25 protein-coding genes and 1 other RNA gene are annotated in these 25,038 nt (G+C 45.4%); 14 read left to right on the forward strand and 12 right to left on the reverse strand.

The window, feature by feature from the left end:
- Positions 1-3: 3 nt before the first annotated feature.
- Genes VC178_RS06360 through gyrA form a run of 5 tightly spaced genes read right to left on the reverse strand, consistent with a single transcriptional unit; the run spans position 4 to position 6,993 of the window.
- Positions 4-885 (reverse strand): prephenate dehydrogenase, encoded by an 882-nt coding sequence (locus VC178_RS06360; protein WP_323481944.1) that lies wholly within the window; start codon positions 883-885, stop codon positions 4-6.
- 28 nt (positions 886-913) lie between these two features.
- The gene (hisC, locus tag VC178_RS06365) at positions 914-2,032 is read right to left on the reverse strand and encodes a histidinol-phosphate transaminase (protein WP_323481945.1); all 1,119 of its coding nucleotides are present in this window, start codon (positions 2,030-2,032) and stop codon (positions 914-916) included.
- 49 nt (positions 2,033-2,081) lie between these two features.
- Positions 2,082-3,161, reverse strand: coding sequence for a prephenate dehydratase (pheA, locus tag VC178_RS06370; protein ID WP_216124919.1), 1,080 nt, complete (start codon positions 3,159-3,161; stop codon positions 2,082-2,084).
- On the reverse strand, positions 3,161-4,258 hold the full coding sequence (gene serC, locus VC178_RS06375) for a 3-phosphoserine/phosphohydroxythreonine transaminase (protein WP_323481946.1): 1,098 nt from the start codon (positions 4,256-4,258) through the stop codon (positions 3,161-3,163). Before serC ends, pheA begins: the two co-directional genes overlap by 1 nt.
- A gap of 26 nt (positions 4,259-4,284) precedes the next feature.
- A complete protein-coding gene (gene gyrA, locus VC178_RS06380) occupies positions 4,285-6,993 on the reverse strand; it encodes a DNA gyrase subunit A (protein WP_323481947.1) in 2,709 nt (902 codons plus the stop codon).
- Positions 6,994-7,153: 160 nt separating this feature from the next.
- Here gyrA and ompA point away from each other — a divergent pair, with 160 nt between their 5' ends.
- The 12 genes from ompA (at position 7,154) to VC178_RS06440 (ending at position 16,364) form a co-directional block, all read left to right on the forward strand.
- On the forward strand, positions 7,154-7,735 hold the full coding sequence (ompA, locus tag VC178_RS06385) for an outer membrane protein OmpA (RefSeq protein ID WP_216176979.1): 582 nt from the start codon (positions 7,154-7,156) through the stop codon (positions 7,733-7,735).
- Positions 7,736-7,832: 97 nt separating this feature from the next.
- On the forward strand, positions 7,833-8,522 hold the full coding sequence (ubiG, locus tag VC178_RS06390; protein ID WP_323481948.1) for a bifunctional 2-polyprenyl-6-hydroxyphenol methylase/3-demethylubiquinol 3-O-methyltransferase UbiG: 690 nt from the start codon (positions 7,833-7,835) through the stop codon (positions 8,520-8,522).
- An 8-nt stretch (positions 8,523-8,530) separates the two neighbouring features.
- Positions 8,531-9,211, forward strand: a complete 681-nt coding sequence (locus VC178_RS06395; protein ID WP_323481949.1) for an HAD-IA family hydrolase — start codon at positions 8,531-8,533, stop codon at positions 9,209-9,211.
- Positions 9,212-9,275: 64 nt separating this feature from the next.
- Positions 9,276-9,634, forward strand: a transfer-messenger RNA (tmRNA) gene (gene ssrA, locus VC178_RS06400).
- A gap of 164 nt (positions 9,635-9,798) precedes the next feature.
- A complete protein-coding gene (locus VC178_RS06405) occupies positions 9,799-10,257 on the forward strand; it encodes a mobile mystery protein A (RefSeq protein WP_216176985.1) in 459 nt (152 codons plus the stop codon).
- Complete coding sequence (locus VC178_RS06410) at positions 10,254-10,841, forward strand: mobile mystery protein B (protein WP_323481950.1); 588 nt, start codon at positions 10,254-10,256, stop codon at positions 10,839-10,841. The genes VC178_RS06405 and VC178_RS06410 overlap by 4 nt, the downstream gene beginning before the upstream one ends.
- 73 nt (positions 10,842-10,914) lie before the next feature.
- Positions 10,915-11,685, forward strand: coding sequence for an enoyl-CoA hydratase/isomerase family protein (locus VC178_RS06415; protein WP_323482041.1), 771 nt, complete (start codon positions 10,915-10,917; stop codon positions 11,683-11,685).
- Complete coding sequence (locus VC178_RS06420) at positions 11,682-12,608, forward strand: hydroxymethylglutaryl-CoA lyase (RefSeq protein WP_323481951.1); 927 nt, start codon at positions 11,682-11,684, stop codon at positions 12,606-12,608. The genes VC178_RS06415 and VC178_RS06420 overlap by 4 nt, the downstream gene beginning before the upstream one ends.
- 1 nt (position 12,609) lies before the next feature.
- Positions 12,610-13,575: a tripartite tricarboxylate transporter substrate binding protein gene (locus tag VC178_RS06425; RefSeq protein ID WP_323481952.1), complete on the forward strand. Its 966-nt coding sequence runs from the start codon at positions 12,610-12,612 to the stop codon at positions 13,573-13,575.
- Between the two features lie 20 nt (positions 13,576-13,595).
- Positions 13,596-14,789 carry a CoA transferase gene (locus tag VC178_RS06430; protein ID WP_323481953.1) on the forward strand — a complete coding sequence of 398 codons (1,194 nt, stop codon included), beginning with the start codon at positions 13,596-13,598 and terminating at the stop codon, positions 14,787-14,789.
- Entirely contained in the window at positions 14,786-15,949 is a 1,164-nt protein-coding gene (locus VC178_RS06435) for an acyl-CoA dehydrogenase family protein (protein WP_323481954.1), read from the forward strand. Before VC178_RS06430 ends, VC178_RS06435 begins: the two co-directional genes overlap by 4 nt.
- Before the next feature lie 22 nt (positions 15,950-15,971).
- Positions 15,972-16,364, forward strand: coding sequence for a cupin domain-containing protein (locus VC178_RS06440; RefSeq protein WP_215295491.1), 393 nt, complete (start codon positions 15,972-15,974; stop codon positions 16,362-16,364).
- A gap of 39 nt (positions 16,365-16,403) precedes the next feature.
- Here VC178_RS06440 and VC178_RS06445 read toward each other — a convergent pair whose 3' ends face one another.
- The 7 genes from VC178_RS06445 to VC178_RS06475 form a co-directional block, all read right to left on the reverse strand.
- Positions 16,404-18,482 (reverse strand): TonB-dependent receptor family protein, encoded by a 2,079-nt coding sequence (locus VC178_RS06445; protein ID WP_323481955.1) that lies wholly within the window; start codon positions 18,480-18,482, stop codon positions 16,404-16,406.
- A gap of 80 nt (positions 18,483-18,562) precedes the next feature.
- Positions 18,563-18,739 (reverse strand): hemin uptake protein HemP, encoded by a 177-nt coding sequence (locus VC178_RS06450; protein WP_323481956.1) that lies wholly within the window; start codon positions 18,737-18,739, stop codon positions 18,563-18,565.
- 5 nt (positions 18,740-18,744) lie between these two features.
- Positions 18,745-19,206: an energy transducer TonB gene (locus tag VC178_RS06455; protein ID WP_323481957.1), complete on the reverse strand. Its 462-nt coding sequence runs from the start codon at positions 19,204-19,206 to the stop codon at positions 18,745-18,747.
- A 266-nt stretch (positions 19,207-19,472) separates the two neighbouring features.
- A complete protein-coding gene (locus tag VC178_RS06460; RefSeq protein WP_323481958.1) occupies positions 19,473-20,645 on the reverse strand; it encodes a class I SAM-dependent methyltransferase in 1,173 nt (390 codons plus the stop codon).
- Positions 20,646-20,656: 11 nt separating this feature from the next.
- Complete coding sequence (locus VC178_RS06465; protein ID WP_216124900.1) at positions 20,657-21,511, reverse strand: pirin family protein; 855 nt, start codon at positions 21,509-21,511, stop codon at positions 20,657-20,659.
- Between the two features lie 21 nt (positions 21,512-21,532).
- Positions 21,533-22,084 (reverse strand): carboxymuconolactone decarboxylase family protein, encoded by a 552-nt coding sequence (locus VC178_RS06470; RefSeq protein WP_323481959.1) that lies wholly within the window; start codon positions 22,082-22,084, stop codon positions 21,533-21,535.
- 9 nt (positions 22,085-22,093) lie between these two features.
- On the reverse strand, positions 22,094-23,095 hold the full coding sequence (locus tag VC178_RS06475) for a tripartite tricarboxylate transporter substrate binding protein (RefSeq protein WP_323481960.1): 1,002 nt from the start codon (positions 23,093-23,095) through the stop codon (positions 22,094-22,096).
- 89 nt (positions 23,096-23,184) lie between these two features.
- On the opposite strand from VC178_RS06475, the gene VC178_RS06480 reads away from it, so the two are divergent.
- Positions 23,185-23,955, forward strand: a complete 771-nt coding sequence (locus tag VC178_RS06480; protein ID WP_323481961.1) for a sulfurtransferase — start codon at positions 23,185-23,187, stop codon at positions 23,953-23,955.
- A gap of 82 nt (positions 23,956-24,037) precedes the next feature.
- On the forward strand, positions 24,038-25,033 hold the full coding sequence (locus VC178_RS06485) for a Bug family tripartite tricarboxylate transporter substrate binding protein (RefSeq protein WP_215295504.1): 996 nt from the start codon (positions 24,038-24,040) through the stop codon (positions 25,031-25,033).
- Positions 25,034-25,038: the final 5 nt, after the last annotated feature.

Here is a 25,038-nt window from a genome sequence, read left to right on the forward strand (position 1 = left end):
TCATCAAATGGAATCCAAATCTTGACGGGCTTTGCTCGCCTTATTAAATAATTTTTCTAGACCAGCACCATCATTTTCGGCAATGAGCTTACGCATATGATTGACGATCAATAAATACTGATCTAACTCTTTCAAAATAGCAGTGCGATTACCCAAGCAAATATCTCGCCACATCTCTGGGCTAGAAGCTGCAATGCGCGTGAAATCTTTGAAGCCTGCGCCAACATGACCCAATTTTTGATCTGCATCTTCAGAATTCACTACGCTAGCCATCAAGGCATAAGACAAGAGGTGTGGCAAGTGAGAAACAGCTGCATAAATGGCATCGTGCTGAACAACACCAATCTTTTTCACTTCGGAACCAACGGACTCCCAAAAGCCGGTGATCAACGCAGTATCTTCGGGAGAGTTTTCTTGTAGAGGGCAAATGATGGTTTGCCTGCCTTTGAATAAATCTGCCTTGGCAGCGCTAGCACCATGCTGAGCACCACCTGCAATGGGATGGGCTGGTACAAACTGACACGCCTTTTTCCCTAATACTTCTTTAGCAGCCAGAATCACATCTCCTTTGGTGCTACCAGCATCAGTAATCATCGTGCGGGGCTCAAGATGAGGCTCCATCAATTCAAACGCTGCGCGCATTTGCGCTACTGGAACACAAAGCACAATCACATCAGACTGCTTGGCTGCCTCAACTAAATTCACCACACTGTCGATCGCACCCATCTTCAGCGCTTGATCTACATTTTCTTTACTGCGGCCTACGCCCAAAACTCTGGTAACCACACCAGCTTTTTTTAGCGCCAATCCTAATGAAGCACCTATCAAGCCAACACCAACAATGGTGACGGTGCCGTAATTACTTGCAGGATTGATAATAGTCATTAGTATTTTTAAATTCTGATTTTTGCTATCACTTCAGGATCGCTTTTAAGGCATTAATAAATGCCGCATTTTCTTCCGGCAATCCGATGGAGATACGCAACCATTGTGGCAAACCATAGTTACCTACTGGGCGAACAATGATGCCTCGCTTGAGTAATTCCAAATTGATGCGAGCGCCAGCTTGATCGTCATCACCCACTTTCACCAAGACAAAGTTGCCAGCAGAAGGCAAATACTGAAGACCCAGCTGATCGAATGCTTTAGTCAGTTGTTCGTAACCGGCGCAATTGAGCTCAAAACCTTCTTGCAAAAATGCTTTGTCCTGAAACGCGGCAATCGCTGCAGCCTGCGCCAAACTATTGACATTAAACGGTTGACGAATGCGGTTAAGCAAGTCGGTTAAATGGGGTTGGGCAACGCCATAACCAATCCGGAGGCCTGCAAGGCCATAAGCCTTGGAGAAGCTACGAGACAAAATCATATTGGGGAAACGCTTCACCCAAGTAATAGCATCATACCGCTGCTCAGGTGTTAAGTACTCGTTATAGGCCTCATCCAATACTACGACTACATGTGATGACACAGCCATCAAGAAGTCTTCAATGTCTTTTGCACTGAGATAACTACCTGTAGGATTATTTGGATTAGCCACAAACACTAGCTTCGCTTTATCACCAGCTGCTTTCACTGCAGCTAACATCGCTGGCAGATCGTGCCCATAAGTAGCAGTTGCCGACACCTCTACCGCCTTGGCACCAACAGCTTGCGTAGCTAGGGGATAAACCGCAAATGCATGTTTAGAGAAGATCACCTCATCACCAGCTTGCGCAACTGCGCGGGCAGCCAACTCTAAAATGTCGTTACTACCATTACCTAGAGTAATCCAATCGCTTGGCACACCCAAGGAGGTAGCAAGAACATTCTTTAACTCAAAGCCATTGGAATCTGGGTAACGACCTAAATCGCTTGCTGCCTTAAGCATTGCATCTTGCGCAGACTTGGGCATACCCAATGGATTTTCATTGGAAGCCAACTTCACAATCTTGTTTTCATCTAAGCCATATTCACGTGCAACCTCGCTGATGGGTCGCCCGCCAACGTAAGGTGCAATGGCATGAATGTGTTTTAGACCAATCTTAGAAGTCATTTGGATTTAATAATGTGTTTACTAAATTTGCGCTGAATCTTTAACTCGATTAAGCAGAATGTGGATAAGAGCCGAGGTTCTTGTAAAAAGCCGCAACACCCTTGAGCTCATCCAAAGCTTTGATTACCTTTGCATCATCGGCATGACCAGCGATATCAATATAGAAGTGATATTCCCAAGTGCCCTTGCGTGCCGGGCGAGATTCAAAACGATTCATGGATACACCATGTTTTGCTAAAGGCGCCAATAAGCGATGTACAGCACCCGGTTGATTATCCACAGAGAGTACTAAAGACGTTTGGTCTTTACCAGTTGGCTGACACGCATAGTTACCCACCACTACAAAACGGGTTCGGTTATGTGGATCGTCCTGAATTTGTGCAGCAACTGCCTGCAGACCATAAGCCTCCTGAGCTGGATCGCCAGCAATAGCGGCCACGCTTGGATCAGCGGCGGCCAAGCGAGCGGCTTCTGCATTGCTGCTCACGGCTTGTCGTTTGAGTTGTGGAGCATGCACACTCAACCATTGCTGGCACTGTGCCAATGCTTGTGCATGAGCACAAACCGTTGTGACGCCATCTAAATTACCACTCTTGGTTAGCAAATGATGACGAATAGGTAATACCACTTCGCCACTAATACGCATCGATGAATCCAATAGTAAATCTAGTGTGCGAGAGATCGCACCTTCGCTCGAGTTCTCGACTGGAACAACGCCAAATTGCGCCGCGCCCTTCTCAACCGCTTTAAAAACTTCATCCAAACTTGCGCAAGGCAAAGCAGCAATCGAATGACCGAAGTAGGTCTGCGCTGCTTGCTCTGAAAAAGTTCCGACTGGTCCAAGGTAAGCAATCGTTTGGCGCGCCTCTAGCGCTCTGCAGGCAGACATCACTTCACGCCAGATGGCAGCAATACCATCTGCAAGTAAAGGACCCTGATTGATCTCCTGTAAACGAGCAACTACCTGACGCTCACGCTCAGGACGAAAGACTGGAGAGGAGAAGCCACCTTTGACATGACCAACCTCTTGCGCAGCTTTAGCACGCTGAGTCAGTAAATCTAAAATCTGGGCATCGAGCGAATCAATTTTTTCCCGCAAGGGAGCTAAGCGCTGTTCTTCAGTACTCATTAAGCCCGCCTTTCAAAATCGCGCATAAATTCAATCAAGGCTTTTACACCTTCAATGGGCATTGCATTGTAAATACTAGCGCGCATACCACCAGCGGCTTTGTGGCCTCGCAAAGCAACCAAACCAGCAGCATTAGACTGCGCCAAAAACTCTGCGTTCAGGTTCTCATCTTTTAAGAAGAAAGTCACGTTCATCCGTGAACGGTATTCTTTGGTGACGCGGTTTTCATACAGACTGCTTTGATCTAAGAAGTTGTAGAGCAATTCAGCCTTTTCTTGATTACGCTTCTCAATTACCTTCACGCCACCTTGCTTTAACAACCACTTAAAGCCTAAACCAGCCATGTAAATCGAGAATGTCGGCGGAGTATTAATCATAGATTGGGTATTAGCTTGAATAGCCCAATCCCAGATCGTTGGAGTAATACTCATGCTATGTCCGATTAAGTCTTTACGGACGATCACGATGGTGACCCCGGAAGGACCGATATTCTTTTGGGCTCCAGCAAACCATACAGCACACCGATTGATATCCATCTCTTTAGAGAGAATGTTGCTAGAAATATCGGCAACGAGAGGAGTGCTACCAACATCCGGCACATCTGGAAACTCAACACCACCAATGGTTTCATTAGCACAGTAAAGAACATAAGCAGCATCATTCGATAGTTTCCAAGTACTTCTTAAAGGAATCGTATTGAACTTTTCTGCAGCAGATGTTGCAGCCAGATTGGCTATGCCGTACTTCTGGGCTTCTTTATGGGATTTTTCTGACCATATACCAGTAACGATGTAATCCGCCTTCGGACCATTCTTAGCCAGAGGCATGAGGTTCATTGGGATGGCTGCGTTTTGACCAAGCCCGCCACCTTGCAATAACAAGATTTCGTAAGCATCTGGAATATTCATCAAGGTACGCAAATCTCGCAGCACCTCTTCATACACTTCCATGAACTCTTTACTGCGATGACTGATTTCCATCACACTGGTGCCCAGTCCACGCCAATTGAGCATTTCATCAGCCGCTTGCTTTAACACCTCTTCGGGTAAAGTAGCGGGCCCCGCAGCGAAATTGAAAATGCGGCGGTCAAAAGTCATAGTGTTACTAGTCTTGTGATGACGCCTTAAGCGTCACCTGCCGCATCAGAATTGGTGTCAGTTGCTGGATCTGAAGATACATCACCCTCTTCTGCATCATCAACATCATCGTCCGAATCGCTCTCAGCAATGCGTTGCAAACCAGATAAACGAGTACCTTCATCTACATTGATCAAAGTCACGCCTTGCGTAGCGCGACCCATCTCCCGAATTTCAGATACCCGAGTACGAACCAAGACGCCACCAGTGGTGATCAACATAATTTGATCTTCCGGTGATACCAATGCTGCTGCAACAACCTTGCCGTTACGTTCGGTTGTCTGAATTGCAATCATGCCCTTGGTACCGCGACCATGACGAGTGTATTCAGCGATTGGAGTCCGCTTGCCATAACCATTCTCAGTAGCAGTTAAGACGCTACTTGGAATCGCCATGTCATTCGTATCAACAACTACCGCTTCAGTACCCTCAGCAGCCTCTGCTGGGGCAACCAGCATAGCAATAACCTGATGGTCTTCACCTAAGTTCATGCCACGCACACCACGTGCAGTACGACCCATTGGACGCACATCATTCTCATCAAAGCGTACCGCCTTGCCAGCGTCAGAGAACAACATCACATCATGCTGACCATCAGTAATCGCTGCGCCAACCAAGAAGTCGTTCTCATTGAGATCGACCGCAATAATGCCGGCCTTACGTGGATTAGAGAAGTCAGACAAACGGGTCTTCTTCACGGTACCCAAGCTCGTTGCCATGAAGACGTATTGATCATCTTGATAGCCTTGGATTGGAAGAATCACAGTGATCTTTTCACCTTCAATCAACGGGAACATGTTGACGATGGGCTTGCCACGAGAGGTGCGGCTTCCTTGCGGAACTTCCCACACCTTCAGCCAGTACATACGACCACGATCCGAGAAGCACAGAATCGTATCGTGTGTATTCGCTACGAATAAAGTATCAATCCAATCTTCATCTTTAGTAGCTGCAGCTTGCTTGCCACGACCGCCACGTTTTTGTGCGCGATATTCGCTGAGAGGCTGACTCTTCATGTAACCAGTATGCGAAAGCGTGACCACCATATCTTGTGGAGTAATTAAATCTTCTGTGAAGAGTTCGGTTGCGTTCATTTCAATAAATGAACGACGACCACTATCACCGCCAGCTTTACCAAACTCTGCTTGGACTTCTTTTAATTCAGTCTCAATTACAGAAGTAACGCGCTCTGGTTTGGCCAACAAATCGAGCAAGTCAGAAATCTCTGCCATGACTTCTTTGTATTCATTCACAATCTTGTCTTGCTCAAGACCAGTCAAGCGTTGCAAACGCATCTGCAAAATTTCTTGCGCTTGGCTATCTGACAGGCGATACAAGCCAGTCGTTTGCATACCGTACTCGGGCAACAAACCTTCTGGGCGATAAGCGTTACGACCGCCCGGTGTATCCGTCTCAGCGCGCGCTAACATCTCACGCACCATCGATGAATCCCAAGCCTTACCCATCAACTCTTGCTTCGCAATCACAGGATTTGCAGCAGCTTTAATAATCGCGATGAATTCGTCGATATTTGCTAATGCAACAGCAAGACCTTCTAAGACGTGGCCACGCTCGCGTGCTTTGCGCAACTCGAAAATAGTGCGACGTGTCACCACTTCGCGACGATGTTGTAAGAAGTACTCCAGCATTTGCTTCAAGTTCAACAAGCGTGGTTGGTTATCTACCAATGCCACCATGTTCATACCGAAGTTATCTTGCAGTTGTGTGCTCTTGTACAAATTATTGAGAACGACTTCAGGCACTTCACCGCGCTTGAGTTCAATCACAACACGCATACCGGATTTATCCGACTCGTCACGCAAATCAGAAATACCTTCTACTTTTTTCTCATTCACCAACTCAGCAATACGCTCGAGTAAGTTCTTTTTATTCACCTGATATGGCAACTCATCAACGATGATGGCTTGGCGCGCACCTTTATCTAGGTCTTCGAAGTGAGTCTTCGCTCTCATCACTACACGTCCACGGCCTGTGCGATAACCCTCACGAACGCCTTGAACCCCGTAAATGATGCCGGCGGTCGGAAAATCAGGAGCTGGAATGATCTCAATCAGCTCATCAATTGAGCATTCAGGGTTGTGGAGAACATGTAAACAGGCTGAAATCACCTCATCCAGGTTGTGAGGGGGAATATTAGTTGCCATGCCCACCGCAATGCCTGAACTGCCGTTAATCAATAAATTAGGTACTTTTGCGGGAAGAATCAGGGGTTCTTTCTCGCTACCATCGTAATTTGGCCCAAAATCAACGGTTTCCTTGTCCAAATCTGCCAAAAGCTCATGGGCTATCTTGCGCAGACGGATCTCCGTATACCGCATTGCAGCAGCGTTATCGCCGTCTACGGAGCCAAAGTTACCCTGGCCGTCAACCAGCATATAGCGCAAAGAGAAATCCTGGGCCATCCGAACGATGGTGTCATACACTGCAGAATCACCGTGCGGATGGTATTTACCGATGACATCGCCAACTATACGGGCAGATTTTTTGTAAGCCCGGTTCCAATCGTTGTTTAATTCATACATTGCGAATAAGACCCGGCGGTGAACCGGTTTGAGGCCATCACGCACGTCTGGCAGGGCTCTGCCGACAATGACGCTCATTGCGTAGTCCAAATAGGACCGCCGCATTTCGTCTTCTAGGGATATTGGTAGTGTTTCTTTAGCGGCTTGTTCCATCTAGAAATAATATCATTTTGATGACAGAGGGGCGCTATGCTAAGATTCTGTCAGTTTGTACGAAATTGAGATGTGTCGCTTTGCGGTTTTTTGCTTCAAAGTAGGGCGAATTACATTTAAGTTTGACTTTAATTAAAAAAGAGATTTTTGAGGACTAAAAATGAACAAAACCCTAAAACTGGTACTTGCTGGCGTAATTTCTATTGCTGCTACTGCTACTTCTGCTCAAAAGGTTGACAACTGGGTCAACTCAACTGGTACATCTTGGAAAAACGGCGACGGCACATTGTGCTGGCGTGACAGCAGCTGGACTCCAGCTACTGCTGCTAAGGGTTGCGACGGTGCTTTGACTGCTGCTCCTGCTGCTGCCGCTTCTGGCGTTAGCCAGAGCAAGATTACTTTGCAAGCTGACACACTTTATGACTTCAACAAGTCTGATTTGAAGCCAGAAGGCAAAGCAACTTTGGACAAAATCGCTAGAGATTTGGGCAAGATCAAGTTAGAAGTAATTATCGCTGTTGGTAACACTGATAGCGTTGGTTCAGATGCATACAACATGGCTCTCGGTCAGCGTCGTGCGCAATCCGTTAAAGCATACTTGGTAAGCAAGGGTGTTGACGGTAGCCGTATCTACACAGAATCAAAAGGTAAGAGCAATCCAGTTGCAAGCAATGCAACTGAAGAAGGTCGCGCCAAGAACCGCCGTACTGACATCGAAGTTGTTGGTACAGCTGCTAAGTAATTCTTTTTACTTGTAAAAAAGCCCGCTTCTAGCGGGCTTTTTTATTTCCACTATATTCATAAACTTCACAAACAGTCTCACACTGAATGAACCCAATATGAACGTCGATCAATCCGAAATAGCTAAATTTAGCGCCCTAGCCCATCGTTGGTGGGATCCCAATAGCGAATTCAAACCCTTGCACGCAATCAATCCATTACGCCTCAATTGGATTCAATCCATCATCAATCTTGAGGGTAAGAAGGTTGTCGATATTGGTTGTGGTGGTGGCATTCTGGCGGAATCGATTGCTCAATCAGGCGCCGATACTACTGGTATCGATTTATCTGAAAAGGCATTAAAGGTTGCAGAGCTACACGCATTAGAAGTTGGAGCAAAGCTCACCTATCGGTCTATCTCAGCAGAAGCATTGGCTGAAGAGCATCCTGAACAATACGATGTTGTTACTTGCATGGAAATGCTGGAACACGTTCCAGACCCAGCTTCCGTAGTACGTGCTTGTGCCAAACTCTGTAAACCTGGTGGCACATTATTTTTCAGTACCCTCAATCGCAATCCGAAGTCCTACTTATTTGCCATTATTGGCGCAGAGTACATCCTCAAACTACTGCCTAAAGGTACTCACGAATACGCTAAATTTATTAAGCCATCTGAGTTGGTCGCTTTTACACGACAGGCAGGCTTGGAGATGCTTGGCATGAAGGGTATGACTTACAACCCGCTCACACAAGTCTATAGCTTGAATGATGATGTAGATGTGAACTACATGATTGCAGTGCGAAAGTGATTCAGAGCGTGAATCATTTATCGAGTCCTTACGAGGGAGTCTTCTTTGACCTAGACGGCACTCTGGCAGATACTGCGCCTGACTTGGTGGCTGCAGTGAATCAACTCGTCCTAGCACGCAAGGCATCGCCAAAATCATATGAACTGCTTCGCCCTTATGCCTCTGCTGGTGCCCGCGGGCTAATTGAAGGTGCATTCGGAATGAGACCCGATCACCCCGATTACCTCTCTTTGCGAGATGAATTTTTAAGTAATTACGAAAATGCACTGATGGTGAATAGCACTTTATTTGATGGGATCAGTCAGGTGTTAGATCAACTCGAAGCCGCCAGCATTCCTTGGGGAATTGTTACCAACAAACATGAACGATTTACTAGGCCCATTACCGAACAAATGGGTCTACATCAAAGGGCCATATCGACAGTCTCGGGTGACACTACCGCGCATGCAAAACCGCACCCTGAGCCGATATTGCATGCCGCAAGAATCGCCAGTATTGACCCTGCAAAATCTATTTATATTGGCGACGATATTCGGGATGTGATTGCAGGCAAAGCAGCGGGCATGCAAACCGTTGCGGCTGCCTATGGCTATTGTGGCTGCAAAGAGCCTCCTGAGGCCTGGGGCGCAGATTTCATCATTAATACTCCACTCGAACTAATAAAAATCATCTTCCCCAATCAGGGTTAAGTCAAAGATATTCAACAATTTAAGGCCAGCGGCTTTAAAATAGTCCTTCCTATGCATGAACTCTGGGGTCGACATGGTTTCGACGTGGATTACAAAGCATCAAGGGCATACCGAGGACCCGTTATCTCGTAAATCAATGGGAATGTAATAACTGCTAACGACGAACGTTACGCACTAGCCGCTTAATTGCGGTTGCCCCTGAACTGATTCTCTCTTGGGTCAGGTAGCGCAAGCTACATCAGGGTCATATACAAGAGATAAGACTATTTTGTGTCACGAAGAATAGTACGAAAACCTAGTGAATCGTCAGCGAGGAACGTGTCAATCCGTGCCTAACTGATTAAATCAAACGATATGACTAAGTATGTAGAACTTGTTGTGGAGGATTTGCGGACGCGGGTTCGATTCCCGCCGACTCCACCATTTTGAAGTCTGTAACAGTCTAACGCCACCTACTAGGGTGGCGTTTTTCTTTGCAGTCAAGGCAGGTTTATAAGTCTATTGTGGTAAAAAACCTTTGTTCTTATAGAAATTTGGTACCTATAGGTTACAATTATGATTATTAATTAATACCCATAGGTATCAATATGAATAAGAAATTCGCTAACCTACAGCTCCATCAAATGGAATCTACCCTTACTAAGTTAAGGGAAACTCACCTTCCAAACCGCCCAGGTAATGGGTGGGCTAAAGCCATTCGAGAATCCTTAGGCATGTCAGCATCTGCATTGGCTCGTAAGCTGGGTGTTACACCCCATAGCATCGCCAAGCTAGAAAAAGCTGAGGTAGATGAAAAAATCACCTTGGCTAGTCTTAGAAAACTGGCTGACGCTTTAGATTGTGAATTGCAATATACCCTGGTGCCACGCAAGTCATTAGAGGAAATCCTGGAAGATCGTGCCATTTCGGTTGCGCGGGAGCGCTTGCGCCCCATTTCTCACTCAATGAGTCTTGAAGATCAGGCGGTGGACAAGTCTGCCAGTGAAAAGCAACTCCAACTACTGGCAAAAGAGATTCTGGATGGTCCTAGAAGGAATCTGTGGTGATTCGTTTTGAATATCCGCTAGGGGCTACTCTGATTGATCCAGATGAACCCCTTGGTCTCATTCCAAAACACATTAGTACGCAAGCTGATTTAAATGCTTGGGAAGAATTGAATATTGTCGAAGGCGCAAATTGGATCGCGCGTCAAAAGATTATTCAAGGCTTGAATGAAGGGCTCGTACGTGAGCTACATCGCCGTATGTTTAACCAAACATGGCTCTGGGCTGGCACGTTCAGAAAGAGCGCCAAGAATATCGGTATTGACTGGACCCAGATTGCTGTTGCCCTTAAGAATCTCTTAGATAACACTAGCTATCAGATTAAAAATAAGGTGATATCCATTGATGAAATCGTAGTACGCTTTCATCATCAACTTGTGCTAATCCATGCGTTTCCGAACGGTAATGGTCGACATGCTCGCCTTATAGCAGACGCACTCATTGTCAATCTTGGTGGCAAGAGATTTTCTTGGGGTAGCAATACTGCAATCACCAACCTAGATGTTGTCCGCCAAAACTACTTATCAGCACTGCGCACTGCGGATAAGGGCGATATCGCGCCGTTAATGGATTTTGCTAGACAATAAAACGAAATTCCTGGGTTTCCAGTAAATTAAAGAAAAATCAAGAAACTGGAGACTGAAGTTGGCCAACGATCAATTGCCTACCTACCAATACCTCGCCGTTGAGGGTGCGGACTTGGTGCGAGTTACTTTAAACCGACCTGAAGTTCGCAATGCTTTTAACGCGGGTTTGATTGGCGAGTTGCATGATGTCTTTACAAAGTTAGGGGCTGATGATCACTGTCGAGTGATTGTGCTTCAAGCTATGGGTAAAAGTTTTTGTGCGGGTGCTGATCTCAATTGGATGAAGAACATGGCCAACTTCACCAATGAAGAAAATATTGCTGACTCTAGAAAGATGGCGCTGATGCTCAATGCCATTTATTCCTGCCCAAAACCAGTAATTGCCAAAGTACAAGGCGATGCCTATGCTGGTGGCGTCGGATTAGCTGCAGTATGCGACATCGTAGTTGCCTCCTCACAAGTTCGCTTCTGTATATCGGAAGCTAAATTAGGTTTGTTACCAGCAACAATCGCCCCTTATGTCATTAGAGCGCTAGGTGAACAAGCATCACGTAGATATTTTGTTACTGCAGAAGTCTTTACTGCTGCTCATGCAAAGGATCTAGGTTTTGTCCATGAGCTAGTTGATCCAGAGGCACTTGACAGTAAAGTCAATGAGATCTGTCAAAGCATTATTAGTAATGGTCAGATGGCGGTGATGGCGTGCAAAAAAATTGTGCAGGATATTTCACATAAAGCTATTACAAATCCTTTAATTGAGGAGACCGTAAAACGGATCGCTAGTATTCGTACAAGTGATGAAGCGCAAGCTCGCATGAAAGCCTTTCTCGAGAAAAGCAAATGAAGTCATCACCAAATCTTCCTAAAAAGGTCAAGATCGTTGAAGTAGGCCCTAGAGATGGCTTGCAAAATGAAAAAGAGTTTGTGCCCATTGAGATCAAAGTTGAGCTCATCAATCAACTCTCCAATGCAGGCTTCCCCAATATCGAAGCAGCCTCCTTTGTATCGCCTAAGTGGATTCCACAAATGGCAGGCAGCGCTGAAGTGATGGCTACGATTGCCAGGAAATCAGGCATCATCTATTCGGCCCTCACCCCCAATATGAAAGGATATGAGGACGCATTAGCAGCAAAAACAGATGAGATCGTCATCTTTTCTGCTGCCTCCGAAGTCTTTGCTCAAAAAAATATCAATTGCAGTATCGCTGAATCGGTTGAGCGTTTTATTCCCGTAGTCAATGCCGCCAAACGTGATGGTATTCGGGTTCGCGGCAGCATCTCATGTTCATTTGGTTGCCCCTATCAAGGTTTAGTAGAGCCTAGGCAAGTTGCTGAGGTAGTTAAAAGAATGATGGATTTGGGTTGCGATGAAATCGATATTGCAGATACGATTGGGGTGGGTACTCCGGGAGAGGTTGCTGCAGTATTTGAAGAAATACTGGCATTTGCTCCTAAAGAATTATTCTCTGGGCACTTTCATGACACCTATGGGCAATCGCTTGCCAATATTTATGCTGCCATGGAAATGGGTATCAGTATTTTTCACTCCTCTATCGCTGGATTAGGTGGCTGCCCTTATGCCAAAGGTGCAACTGGCAATGTCGCTACCGAAGATGTCTTATATATGCTCAAAGGGTTGAGCATTGAAACAGGGATAGACTTTGATGCTGCTGTAAACATTGGCGAATACATCACTAAAACAATTGGTAAGCCCAACGCTTCTCGAGCTGGACGCGCCATTACTGCTAAAAAATCAACCGGAGATTAATATGAATAGATTACGTACACTCTTTGCACTCGCGCTTACTGCAGGCTCATTACACTGTGCCGCGCAAAGCTATCCGTCTTCGAATATCACGATGGTTGTACCTTTTGCAGCTGGTAGCGGGACAGATGGGGTCGCTCGTGTGATGGCAACCAAGATGAGTAGCATATTAGGACAGCCCGTCATCATTGACAACAAACCTGGTGCGAGCGCACAGATTGGCGCTCAACTTGTAGCCTCAGCCAAGCCTGATGGCTATACCTTGTTGATGACTACCAATACTTCGCACTCAGCCAACCCTTGGTTATTTCAAAATCTAAAGTACGACCCCATTAAAGACTTCACACCGATTACACGCGTTGGTGAACTTCCATTCGTGCTTTGTGTGAACAACGACCTCCCCGTTAAAACCGTCCAAGAACTGATTGATTACGCCAAAGCCAATCCTGGCAAACTATCTTATGGCACACCAAACAGTACTTCACTAGTGACAACCGAAACGATCATGCATTTGACCAAAATTAGCATGACACAAATTCCCTATAAATCTAGCCCACAAGCGCTGACGGATCTTATTGGAAATCAAATTCAGGTATATGTGGCAGATACAGGTTCAGGGATGGCAATGATTAAAGCCGGTAAAGTACGCGCCATTGGTTTAACTGGTAACAGACCTTATGCACAATTACCGAATGTTCCGCCTATTGCGAAAACCATCGCCGGCTTTGATCTTGTATCATGGAATGGAGTCTTTGGTCCGGCCAATCTTCCTAAGCCCATCATAGACAAAATCAATGCTGCAATTCAAGAGGCTACTAAAGATAAAGAAGTGCAAGCCAAATTAGCACAACTTGGCTTTGTCATTTGGCCATCCAAGAACCCACAAGACTTTGCTCAATACGTTAGTGATCAAATGGCTTACTGGGGTAAGTTGATTATTCAATCAGGCATTAAGTCTGAACTTAACTAATTCGTAGATTCTCAAGGAATATGATGGGCCCATTAGCTGGCGTTCGCATTTTAGATTTGACCTCAGTCATATTGGGACCTTTTGCGACTCAAATATTGGCATCCATGGGCGCAGAAATTATTAAGATTGAAACCCCTGAGGGTGACAATATGCGCGATGTTGGCCCCATGAGAAATCCAAAGATGGGTCACATCTTTTTACAAGCCAATCGCGGTAAAAAGAGTATCGTTTTGGATCTCAAAGATCCCGAATCCAAGCAAGTCACATTAGATCTTGCGAAAACGGTAGATGTCTTTATTTCTAATATCAGACCTCAAGCGCTCGATCGTCTTGGCTTGGGTTATGCAGATGTAAAAAAAGTAAATGAGAAAATCATTTATGTTTCCTGCTCAGGATTTGGCCTGAATGGACCATATGCAGATAAACCTGCTTACGATGACTTGATCCAAGGCGCCACAGGTGTACCCTGGTTAATGCAAGAACATGGGGTACACGAACCTCGCTATGCCCCGACTACTCTGGGAGACAGGGTCACGGGTCTTCATTCAGTATATGCAGTGACTTCAGCCTTATACGCCAGAGAAAAAACAGGTAAGGGGCAACACGTTGTAGTTCCCATGTTTGAATCGATTGCCCAGTTTATTTTAGGAGATCACCTAGGCGGAGAATCCTTCATCCCCCCGATTGGTAAATCGGGATATGCCCGACTTCTATCCCACTACCGCAAACCATATGCCACACAAGATGGCTATATCTCCATCCTGATCTATAACGATAAACATTGGAAAAGTTTTTTTGAGGCCATTGGCCAAGCAGAGCGACTACAGGAAGAAATTTTTTGCACGCACACGAATCGCGCCAACAATATCGACCGTGTTTATAGCGAGGTTGAGAAAATCATTCAAACCAGAACTACTTCGCAGTGGCGTCAACTTCTGGATCAGTACGACCTACCAAATCAGCCTATGAATTCGATTAGCGATTTGATTCAGGATGAGCACCTCAATCAGACTGCCTTCATTCATACTGAAAATCACCCGAGTGAAGGACAAATTCGGGTCATGAATAGCCCCGTATCTTGGTCTGAAACGCCTGCAGAAGAAAACCTCAGTCCCGCCCCCACACTCGGTCAACACACTGCCGAGATTTTGCGGGAACTGGGTTACGCAGAAGATGCTATTGCATCCTTAATCCGCTCAGGAATGAAAAAATGAATTTTCAGTTCACGCCAGAGCAGCTGCAAATTCAAGATGCTATTGAAAAACTGTGTAAACCATTCGATGCAGACTATTGGCTTAAAAAAGACCAGTTGGGCGACTTTCCCTTTGATTTCCATCAAACACTAGCCGATGCTGGCTGGCTGGGAATAGCAATGCCCCAAGAATATGGTGGTGCAGGTCTAGGCATTACTGAAGCCGCCTTAATGATGCGCACTATCTCAGGAAGTGGCGCAGGCTTATCCGGGGCCTCTGCAGTGCACATGAATATTTTTGGTTTGCACCCAGTAGTCGTATTTGGTTCAGATGAACAAAAGCAACGCTGGTTACCGCCATTAATTGCAGGCAAAGATCGCGCCTGTTTTGGGGTGACAGAACCTAATGCTGGCCTCAATACCCTTAAGCTTTCGACTAAAGCTGAGAAACAGGAAGATCACTACCTTGTAAGCGGACAAAAGATTTGGATTTCGACCGCTCAGGTTGCTACAAAAATTTTACTGCTAGCACGTACTACGCCTGTTGAAGACGCGAGGGGCACTGAAGGTCTATCTCTGTTTTATACCGACCTCGATCGCTCCTGTATTGATGTGCGTGAAATTGAAAAAATGGGGCGTAAATGTGTCGACTCTAACGAAGTGTTTATTGATCAGCTAAAGATTCCAGTACAAGATTTAATTGGAGAAGAGGGTAAAGGCTTCTCTTATATTCTGCATGGCTTAAATCCCGAAAGAATTTTGATTGCGGCTGAAGCCATTGGTCTTGGTCAAGTAGCCTTAGCTCGTGGAGCTCTGTATGCAAAAGAACGGATTGTGTTTGATCGACCTATTGGTCAAAACCAAGGCATTCAACACCCACTAGCTAAATCTTGGATGGAATTAGAAGCTGCTGACCTCATGGTATTTAAGGCTGCGAGTTTGTATGATGCAAAACTGTCTTGCGCCGCAGAAGCAAATGCTGCTAAGTACCTAGCAGCAGAAGCCTGTTTTCATGCCTGCGAGAATGCCATCATGACTCATGGTGGCATGGGTTATGCCAAGGAATACCATGTAGAGCGCTATCTTCGAGAGTCATGGATTCCACGTTTAGCCCCGGTTAGCCCACAACTCATTCTTTGTTTTATTGCCGAAAAGGTCTTAGGCCTACCAAAATCTTATTGATATTTATTTAGAAAGCACATCGATGAGCAATACTAAATCCCGTTACTTCGTTAAAGCTGGAGAAGTTGAAGGCTATCACCCAGCAAACCATCATGGGACCGTCAATCGTCGACTCATCGGTAGTGAGACTGTTGGCGCAAAACAGCTAGAAGTGCTTCATGGCACCATTGAAAAAGGTAAGGGCGCTCTACCCCATGCTCACCCTGGAATAGAACAGGTCTGCTATATGCTTGAAGGACGCGCCAGAGCTGAAGTGAATGGCGAAGTCTGTGAAATGGGCCCAGGTGATGCCTGTTTTTTCCCTGCAGATGCCATGCATGTATTTACCGTCATCAGTGAAGAACCAGTGAAGGTCTTGGTCATCTACTCTCCACCTTATGAAGAGAACCCCAAAAGAGTTATCAGACCAACCTGAGGCAAATGCCACTCACAAGAGTGGCATTTTTTTACCTCGTTAATTGAACTGATAACTCATGCCCGCTTGGAAATTAAGGGGCGCCCCTGGAAAGATTCCATCTGGGCTACGGCTAGCGATATAACGCTTATCGAATAGATTATTCACCACGCCAAATACTTTCCACTCTTTATTGATAGCGTAGTTTGCACTCCAGTTAACCGTTGCGAAGGCAGGAATCTCACCCAGCGTTCCAATTGCATTTTGTGTAACTGTATTTGCTGCATCAGCGTATTGAGCAGAAATATAATTGACTGAGACTAAAGTATTGAAGCCATTTTTTTGATAATTGATACCTAAGTTAGAAGTGAGCTCGGGCGTGTAAGGAATTCGTTTGCCATCCCTTCCCATTGAGCTCGTACCAACAAACTTAGCAACAGGTATATAGGTTGCATTAGTGTTGAGACTCCAGCCTCGACCCAGCTCATAGCCTAAAGCCAATTCAAGACCTTGATGCAGACTCTTTCCGCCATTTGCTTTTGATATTCCTGAAGCAAGACTCTGATTGACGATCTGATTACTGAAATCCATACTGAAAACAGCAGAGTCATAAGAAAGAGCTCCCGAGCGGCCCCTCAGCCCAAGCTCCATATTCGTGGAACGCTCTGGGGCAAGCTGTTGATCCACCCCTTTATCATCAATTGCCGTAGCTAACTGAGCTGGAGCAAAACCCTTATAAAGGCTGCTATAAATCTGCGCCTCTGGAATGAGCTGCCAGGTGGCACCGAGCTGGGGAACAGTTTCAATATTCTTGGCATTACCACTTTTACCTGAAATCACATTAGAACGATTTTGGTTATAGCTTTCAATTCGGACTCCAGGAATCAGGGCAAAGTTTTCAGTAATTGAGAATCGGTTTTGAGCGTACACTGCAACTGAGTTAGCCTTATTTTCCTCATGTAATGAAAGCCGTCCAGAATGTGCAAAGGTTTGTGAAGTCACAACTTGATTAGACTGTGACTCTGTATGCAGGCGAACACCAAACTCAGCCTCATTAGAGATACCAAGAGCTTCATAGGCATGTGAAACACGGGAATCTATTCCTAGCATTTGAAACTCTCGATTGCGACCTGCCAAACAATCTGCCCCAACATTACAGGGCTTAAAAACTGTTGCATCCTGGGTGCGATCTGCAATAGACTGCCTCCAGTAATCTCGCCCCAGCCTACTCCAATACACCAATGTATTGATCTTGGTATCAGAGTCAATCTCCAAGGAATGGTTAATGTCTACTGCATTTCTTTGCGTAATAAAGCGATCGTTAGGGGCTGGATTAATGCCCGAGTTCGCTACAAACTGATTTGGACGCAGACCAACATAAGAGGTATTGATGTTGTTGTCGTAGTGGCTATATTTCAGACTTAACCACTGATTCTGAGCAACTTGCATACCTCCTTTAAGCAAGATGTCATACATCTTGAATCCATTATTTTGATAGCCATTCGACTCAGCTTGGATGACATTAATCCCTCCAATAATCCCATTGGAATCAGATTTTCCGCCAGCCTCTATTTCTGCCAAATGGTATCCATAATTACCAAGCTTGCCGGTTAATTTAAAACCCGAAGCGGGAGTTTTACTCAGGTAATTGATGACGCCACCGATGTTGGAAGGGCCGTACTGAAGTCCAGAAGCACCCTTTAAGATCTCAATACTACTAATGCGTTCGACTGGAGGACTATAGTACGAGGCATTGGAAATAAATAAGCTGGGTTGAATGGGTGCCCCATCCTCTAAAAGCAGGACTTTAGAACTGCGACTGGGGTTCAGTCCGCGAATACCAATATTGGGAATAGATCCAAGACCACCCTCGTCTCCGCGAACGTTTATACCTGGGACTGTTTTTAATACATCTTGAAGAGAAAGTGGCTGAAGTAATTCAATTTGCTTTTCAGTCACAACGTCAACTGTTCCGGGAATCTGACGAGAAGCACCCTCCTCTTTTGCCACAATATCGATTCTGGGTAGTTCAATATCCTTGGCTTTTGCTAAATTTGAAAGTGCACTTCCAAACACTAACGCGATAGATGAAAACCAAACAATCTTATTGCAGGCGCTTCCAATGACGTGATACTTCATATACAACCTCCAGTGATAACAACAAAAAATCGCTGGCTATTTGCATATGAAAATGCTCTTGCTGGCTGCTAATTAACTTTTTATTTTGTGAGAATGAGCTTCCTCAATTTGGTGATACGTAATTGATATCGATGCCCATCATGCTCAATGAATATTAGTTCTTTTGGGCCCAGTAAAGTTTTGCTGGAAATAATTTGAGGTAGATCTCGACAAGATGCGTTGGGCTTTAGCTCAGAATTTGCCATACTGTTATCCATTGAGATTAAGCCTCTAGGGTAAATTGCACTGGCAAACGGAAACAGTCAACCGCATTACTATCAAATGAATCCGCAGAAGATGCAAACTTCCATTTTGCTAATGCATTCAATGCCGAATTATCTAAACTTAGATATCCAGAGCTCCTAAGAACATCGACTTTTTCTACCATACCCCTTGGGTTCACACAGAGCTTCACTAGAACGACGCCCTCCTGCCTAAGACGCCTACTAATTAAAGGGTAAGTAGGCTTTGAACCATCAATTTTTTGTCGACTGATGGCGCCAGGCATTAGGGCATCTTGGGCAAGAGGAAGAGAGGCTTGCTTGCTAGGAGAACCTGATTGAATACTGGTAGATGATGTATTTGATGTGCTGGCTTGTAGTGTTATCGCGGATTTTCGCTGCAGCGATGAACCCTGATCTGAATCTCGTAAATCCATAATCATCAGTTCAGAGGGTAATTTCAAACCTCTCGAAGAATAAGGGATAAATGAGCCAACCAACAAAAGGGCATGAGCAATCAGGACAAATAAAATAAGATAAAAATTTCTGATTTGCAAGCCGCAATACACATTTCTTCCTTAAAAACCAATGGGCAGAACATCACAATATATTTACTGACGATTGTGTAAAACACATCTCAAATAAAAGTAGTACCGAATGATTTTAGGGATGAAGCTTGCTATTAACAACCCTGACGTAAATGAGGATAGATGCTGTAGGGATATTTTTACTAATGAGTATTGCCAGATATTGCTAGACGCCAGAGAGATGTGGTCTCTTGAGATCGGGCCTTATATAATGCATCCGTCTTATCAAACACCTTTTGATGTTGTGGCTTGGTATCCAATCGAGCAATCACCTTGAGTCCAGCAGTTTCAATCCAAGCAAGTAACTCTTCTCTGGTACGTAAGCCTAAGTGCTCGGCTAGATCTGAAAGAATTAACCAACCCTCACCTTTTGGGAGTAAGTGATCTTTCAATTGACTTAAGAAACCCTTGAGCATCTGACTATCTGGATCATAAACCGCATGCTCCAGAGATGAACTTGGTCTTGCTGGTAGCCAAGGTGGGTTACAGACAACCAAGGCCGCGTTTCCTTCAGGAAATAAATGCCTTTTTTGAATTTCAATCTGATTGTCCAGATTTAGGCGATCAATATTTTCCTGTGCACAAGCAATGGCGCGATCATCTTGATCAGTGCCAATGATCTTTTTGATTTCTCGCATTGCTAATACTATTGATAGGACGCCTGTACCTACACCGATATCAAAAGCAGTTGAATTTTCTTTGAGCGCGCTTGGAAGTGGTGCCTTGAGAACAAGCTCAATATATTCCCCGCGAATTGGTGAAAAAACGCCATAGTGTGGATGAATGCGAATCTCTTCATCATCTCTTGCCAAAATCGGCACGCCCTTCTTGCGCCACTCATGCGCACTGATAACACCGAGCAATTCTCGTAAGGAGATGACATACGACTCATTCTGATCCCCATATGCCTCAAGACAAGCTTGTGCTACATCTGGAGCACGCCTTAAGGAAATGGTGTGATCTGCATTCACTTGAATGAGCAACATTCCTAAAATACGAGCACGCTGTGATTGAGAGAGACGATGCAAATTGAAAGTATCTAGAGAACTTTTCGTTTTGTCTTTTTCGATACGATCCACCCGTTTAGATTTTTTGGATGGCTTATCTACTCTTCTGACTAAAGCTTGTAGTAACTGGCGTGCATTCTGAAAGTCGCCTCTATAGAGAATTGCAGTACCTTCGCATGCCATACGGTATGCAATATCTGCCGTTAGCGTATCGTCGCCAATCTGAATTTTTTTATGCGAACCAATACCATTTTCGGAATGCCATTTAGCAGCGCAAGATTGACCCGCCTCGTCCCAATGGATCGTCACGAATGAATCATTCAAGAGGTCACAAAGCGATTGTTTTGGTAATCGTCGATGGCCTGTTCAATCTCAGAGCGTGTGTTCATTACAAAGGGGCCGTATTGAACAATCGGCTCATGCAAAGGTAGTGCTGCAAGCACAATAAACTGCGCGCCTTCAGCACCAGCTTTCGCCTTGAGCAAATCACCATCACCTAATACGATCGCAGCCTGCTTGGGTGCAGCTTTCATTGGACCACCAAGCTCAAGGTTGCCCTCATAGATATACACAAATGCGTTGAGTTCCTTGGCAACGCGATGCTCAAACTCTGCATTAGGAGGCAAATGTACATCTAGAAATAAAGGCGTAGTAGTAATCCCCTGAATAGGCCCTTGAATACTTGCAACCCCGTCCTCATAAGAGCCTGCAATCACCTTCACAGATCCACCATTCAGCAACGATGTCCTTGGAATATCTTCCACTTGAATGTCTTGATAGCCAGCTGGCTTCATTTTTTCTTTAGCGGGTAAATTAATCCATAGCTGAAAGCCTCGCATTGCGCCGCTTACTTGCTGTGGCATTTCTGAGTGGATGATTCCGCGTCCTGCCGTCATCCACTGCACTCCGCCTGTTTTGAGATGCCCTTGATTGCCCAAGTGATCCTCGTGCAACATGTGCCCTTCAAGCATATAAGTCACCGTCTCAAAACCACGATGAGGATGCGCTGGAAATCCTGCCACATAATCATTTGGATCATTCGATGAAAACTCATCGAGCATCAAGAAGGGATCAAGCCTGACTTGCTGTTGACCCCCCAAGCTGCGCCGCAACTTCACGCCTGCGCCATCAGTAGTAGCGATGCCTGGAATAATCGTTTGGATATTGCGGATCATTGAAGAATTGTTATCTTCGCTTCAGGCTGGTGGATGATCTTCAGGATTCACATCCAAAGCAATCAAAAAGCGTGACACCATGTTGTAAGCAGCAATCACTGTTACTAATTCGACTGTATCAGTGCTACCCAGCTCTTTTTGCAAACGCTTCATCAATTCAGAATCTACTTTGATATTACGAGTCATTTGAAAAGTCAGGTCTGCAGCATCATTCTCTACCTGGGAGAACAGATTTCTAGGGAAGCTAGACTGACCAATTAAACGCAAAGCCTGAACTTGTTCTTCTGTACCACCGGCTTTCTGAAAAGGGGGTGCATGATGAAAGAACTCATATTCAGCGCCGTTCAATACTGCAACACCACACATCGCCAACTCACGCAACTTGGGATCTAGTGAAAGATTGTTCCGAATCTCGCCGATGAAATGATTCCAACCCTCGGCAACCGGCACGCTATGCAATAGCATACGATCCAAATTAATAAACTGACCGCCACGACGCTGACGAATGGCGGCAACTAGCTCAGCTGGTTCAGCCAAGTCCATGGGCTGATAGGGAATTAAACGTTCTGACATAAATACTTTCTATTGAGCGGTTTCTTTAATATTGTTTTCAATCACGAACTTACCCCAGATACCAATTTGCTTGCCAATAAATTCGCGCGCAGTTTCTGGAGTGCCGCCAATGATTTCAATGCCTTGAGATTTAAATTTCTCAGCTACAACTGGGGTCTTTAAGGCTTTATTCAAAGCCTTATTCATCGCATCCACAATGGCTGGTGGTGTTTTGCCAGGCGCCAATATTGCCCACCATGCTGGCGCACTAAAGCCAGGGAAACCACTCTCAGCAATGGTTGGAACATTTGGCAAGGCTGGAGATCTCTTTGCAGTAGTAATCACCAAAGGAATGACGCCGCCACTTTCAATGTGCGGCTTTACCAAGAACTCTGAACCAATTGCTAGCTCAACTTGACCACCCAAAACGTCTTGCATTAAAGGACCACCGCCACGATAAGGAATGTGGTTCCAATCAAAGCCTGCCTGCTTTGCCAAACGCGCCATCGCTAAGTGCCCTAAGCTACCTATACCGATAGAACCGTAGCTAAATTTCTTACCTGCTTTAGATTGCTCAACAATTTGTTTAAAACTGGTAATGCCGGAGTTCTTACTAGCAACCAGCACCATTGGCGAAGTACCTACCAAAATGATCGGCGCAATATCTTTAATCGTGTCGTAGGGGAGCTTATCTTTGAGACTCGGGTTCACGCCATGGGTATCAAAAACTGCTGCGAAGGTGTAGCCGTCAGGATCAGAGCGTGTCATGGCAGATGTACCAATCACGCCTGAAGCACCGCCGATGTTTTCAACGATCACATTTTGTTTTAGTTCGGCCTGTAGTGCGGGAGCCAAAATTCGGGCTACCTGGTCTACAGATCCACCAGGAGGAAAAACAGCAATCAAGCGAATAGGTTTCTGGGTTGGCCAAGCACCGGTGCCAGCAGTTTGTGCCAAGCCATGGTTACTGGCCCCGAGAGCTAATAAAGCCAGGATCAGGACTCTTTTAGCCTTTTTTGCCATATCTAGCATGGATTCGTCTCCTTTGAATAAGACCTCAAGATTACCACCCTCAAGCCCTATTTGCTCGATAATGCTGGGGTAGCTTGAAGAGAAAAAACATGAAGTCGATTTTGAACATTGCCGCCTATTTATTTGTCAGCTTAGATGAGCTGCCAGAACTACGCGCCAAAATGCTCGATGAATGCAACGCCAGAGAACTCAAGGGCACCATTCTGCTCACTGGCGAAGGCATCAATCTATTTCTCGCAGGTAAAACAGATGCCTTACGTGGATTTTTAGATTGGCTACGTACCGACTCTCGCTTTGCACCTTTGCAGGCAAAAGAAAGTTGGTCGGATGAGCAGCCGTTTAAAAAAATGCTCATCAAACTCAAGAATGAAATTATTCGCATGAATCATCCAAGCATTCAGCCAGAGAAAGGTCGAGCGAATTTTATTTCCCCAAAAAAATTACAAGAGTGGTTAGATCGAGGCACAGATGATTTAGGCCGCCCTGTAGTGATGGTCGATACGCGCAATGCATTTGAAGTGGACTACGGCACTTTTGAAAATGCCCTGCACTTTAATATTGAGAAGTTCACCGAATTTCCTGCGGCCATCTCTGCGCATAAGGAAGAGTTGGCCGATAAAACCCTAGTCAGTTTTTGCACTGGCGGAATACGTTGCGAAAAATCAGGACTCTACATGCGAGAAATCGGCATGGAGCATAGCTACCAACTGGAAGGTGGAATCCTCAGGTACTTCGAAGAGGTTGGTTCTGCCCACTATCAGGGCACCTGCTTTGTGTTTGATGAGCGTGAAGCGCTAGAACCCAATCTAGATACCATACCCCTAGAGCGATCGATTCGGAAAAAGCTCAAAACTGGCTGACTTGATAGCCAGTTTTGAGCATCGATAGTAAAATAATCTACCTGCATTACCTTAATAAGTAACAATCATTCGGACTTGAGACATGTCTAAATCTATTTATCGGCAAACGCCGATTTTTTTATCTTTTCTGTTTGCTTTGATCGGACTCACAACGAGTCTTAGCATTCAAGCGCAGACACCCGCTTATCCGACTAAGCCGATCAAGTTGATTGCACCAGTTGCTGCCGGTGGTGGGCTCGATAACATTGCTCGGGCTGTTGCAGAAAAATTGTCTCGCTCTATTGGTCAAACTATTGTGGTTGAAAATATGGGTGGTGGTGGCGGCACCATTGCTTCTCAAGTAATCGCCAAGGCACCTGCTGATGGCTACACTCTGATGATTGCCTATGTGGGGACTCATGGCACCAACCCAGCAGTTCGTCGTCTGCCTTATGACGCCATTAAAGACTTCACACCGATCGGCATGATTGGCGCAACACCAAACGTACTAGTGATTAACTCTGATTTACCGATTAAAAACTTTAAAGAGTTTGTTGATTACGCTAAAAAGAACCCTGCCAAGTTAAGCTATGGTTCTGCTGGCCCAGGAACGTTAACTCACCTCGGAATGGAGCAACTGAAATTAGCAGCTGGGATCTTTATGGTTCACATTCCTTATCGCGGGGTTGGTCCTGCTTACACCGACTTGTTAGCAGGCCAGACACAAGCCATGCTCCCCACCCTATTTGCTGCTTTACCTTATATCAACACAAATCGTGTGCGTGGACTGGCGGTAACAGGCGCCAAACGCAGCTCCGCTGCCCCCACCATTCCGACTTTTAAAGAGCTAGGTTTTAGCGGTTTTGATGGCCAACAATGGTATGGACTAGTAGGACCCGCGAATTTGCCACCTGCGATCGTCACCAAGCTCAATAGTGAACTTAACAAAGTTCTCGCCCTGCCTGACTTCTCAGAAAAAATGACCAGCGAGGCGATGACTTTGATGCCAATGACACCACCCCAGTTTACAAATTACATCAAAGAAGATATTGCACGCTGGGCTAAGGTTGCAAAAGATCGTCATATTGAACTCGAATAAAAATA

This window comes from Polynucleobacter sp. AP-Sanab-80-C2 (assembly GCF_035012965.1).
GTDB lineage: Bacteria > Pseudomonadota > Gammaproteobacteria > Burkholderiales > Burkholderiaceae > Polynucleobacter.

Bases quoted from the DNA above. Each gene is read 5' to 3' on its own strand.
- pheA (WP_216124919.1), bottom strand. From the start codon at position 3,161: ATGAGTACTGAAGAACAGCGCTTAGCTCCCTTGCGGGAAAAAATTGAT.
- VC178_RS06425 (WP_323481952.1), top strand. From the start codon at position 12,610: ATGAATAGATTACGTACACTCTTTGCACTCGCGCTTACTGCAGGCTCA.
- hisC (WP_323481945.1), bottom strand. From the start codon at position 2,032: ATGACTTCTAAGATTGGTCTAAAACACATTCATGCCATTGCACCTTAC.
- gyrA (WP_323481947.1), bottom strand. From the start codon at position 6,993: ATGGAACAAGCCGCTAAAGAAACACTACCAATATCCCTAGAAGACGAA.
- serC (WP_323481946.1), bottom strand. From the start codon at position 4,258: ATGACTTTTGACCGCCGCATTTTCAATTTCGCTGCGGGGCCCGCTACT.
- VC178_RS06485 (WP_215295504.1), top strand. From the start codon at position 24,038: ATGTCTAAATCTATTTATCGGCAAACGCCGATTTTTTTATCTTTTCTG.
- ompA (WP_216176979.1), top strand. From the start codon at position 7,154: ATGAACAAAACCCTAAAACTGGTACTTGCTGGCGTAATTTCTATTGCT.
- VC178_RS06470 (WP_323481959.1), bottom strand. From the start codon at position 22,084: ATGTCAGAACGTTTAATTCCCTATCAGCCCATGGACTTGGCTGAACCA.
- VC178_RS06420 (WP_323481951.1), top strand. From the start codon at position 11,682: ATGAAGTCATCACCAAATCTTCCTAAAAAGGTCAAGATCGTTGAAGTA.
- VC178_RS06430 (WP_323481953.1), top strand. From the start codon at position 13,596: ATGATGGGCCCATTAGCTGGCGTTCGCATTTTAGATTTGACCTCAGTC.
- VC178_RS06435 (WP_323481954.1), top strand. From the start codon at position 14,786: ATGAATTTTCAGTTCACGCCAGAGCAGCTGCAAATTCAAGATGCTATT.
- VC178_RS06475 (WP_323481960.1), bottom strand. From the start codon at position 23,095: ATGCTAGATATGGCAAAAAAGGCTAAAAGAGTCCTGATCCTGGCTTTA.
- VC178_RS06480 (WP_323481961.1), top strand. From the start codon at position 23,185: ATGAAGTCGATTTTGAACATTGCCGCCTATTTATTTGTCAGCTTAGAT.
- VC178_RS06465 (WP_216124900.1), bottom strand. From the start codon at position 21,511: ATGATCCGCAATATCCAAACGATTATTCCAGGCATCGCTACTACTGAT.
- VC178_RS06405 (WP_216176985.1), top strand. From the start codon at position 9,799: ATGAATAAGAAATTCGCTAACCTACAGCTCCATCAAATGGAATCTACC.
- ubiG (WP_323481948.1), top strand. From the start codon at position 7,833: ATGAACGTCGATCAATCCGAAATAGCTAAATTTAGCGCCCTAGCCCAT.
- VC178_RS06360 (WP_323481944.1), bottom strand. From the start codon at position 885: ATGACTATTATCAATCCTGCAAGTAATTACGGCACCGTCACCATTGTT.
- VC178_RS06440 (WP_215295491.1), top strand. From the start codon at position 15,972: ATGAGCAATACTAAATCCCGTTACTTCGTTAAAGCTGGAGAAGTTGAA.
- VC178_RS06445 (WP_323481955.1), bottom strand. From the start codon at position 18,482: ATGAAGTATCACGTCATTGGAAGCGCCTGCAATAAGATTGTTTGGTTT.
- VC178_RS06450 (WP_323481956.1), bottom strand. From the start codon at position 18,739: ATGGATAACAGTATGGCAAATTCTGAGCTAAAGCCCAACGCATCTTGT.